Genomic DNA, 638 nt, shown 5'->3' on the forward strand with positions numbered 1-638 from the left:
GTTCCCGAACAGGGAAACCGCTCCATCGAAGCACCCCCACCGGAGACCTCTCAAAGTCAAGGGATCACACCGTGTCCCAGCCGCTGATCAGACCGCCGGCGGGGGCTACTTCTAACCTAAATGCCGCAGGGTGCGCGAGGGCAGCCTTTCGGCTTCGGTACCCAACTCTGCCGCCATCCGTCGAGGGTGACGGGGCTCGGCCAGCCGTGAGGATGGGTCCCGTGCGGTGGTGGAGGGGAGACGATGCTGGGCTCATGGTGCTGTCGCGGAAGTGGGCGGCTGACGTGGAGGCCATCGTGGCTCGTCGGCACGATCAGGGCGATGATCTGTGGACCACGCCGGACCGGAGACTGGCCAAGGGAGGGCCGTTCTCGACCTTGGGTGCTGCACGGCTGCTCGTGGAACTCGGTGTCGACCCAGCTGAGCCGATCCTGGTCGAGGCACGCGAGCTGATCTGGAGTGCTCGGCGCGAGGACGGTCGATTCAGGCTCGCTCCGACCGGGGCCCATCTGGTGCTGTCAGATGGTTTGTGTAAGCGGTCCTTCTACCGGAAGGAACCATGATGAGTGTTGTGACCGATACGACGAATCATTCGAACAGGCTGTCTGCTGCCGAGCGACGTGCTTTGCGGGCTGAGG

The 638-nt window shown here is 64.3% G+C and carries 1 protein-coding gene; it reads left to right on the plus strand.

Features of this window, described 5'->3' with window-relative positions; genetic code table 11:
- Positions 1 to 254: 254 nt before the first annotated feature.
- The gene (locus tag H5397_RS17520; protein ID WP_182819033.1) at positions 255 to 563 is read left to right on the plus strand and encodes a hypothetical protein; all 309 of its coding nucleotides are present in this window, start codon (positions 255 to 257) and stop codon (positions 561 to 563) included.
- The last annotated feature ends 75 nt before the right edge of the window (positions 564 to 638 follow it).

Source organism: Propioniciclava sp. MC1683 (assembly GCF_014164675.1).
In the GTDB taxonomy this organism is placed as follows: Bacteria; Actinomycetota; Actinomycetes; order Propionibacteriales; family Propionibacteriaceae; genus Propioniciclava.

Excerpts from the sequence above, each read along its gene's own strand:
- H5397_RS17520 (WP_182819033.1), top strand. The coding sequence starts at position 255 with ATGGTGCTGTCGCGGAAGTGGGCGGCTGACGTGGAGGCCATCGTGGCT.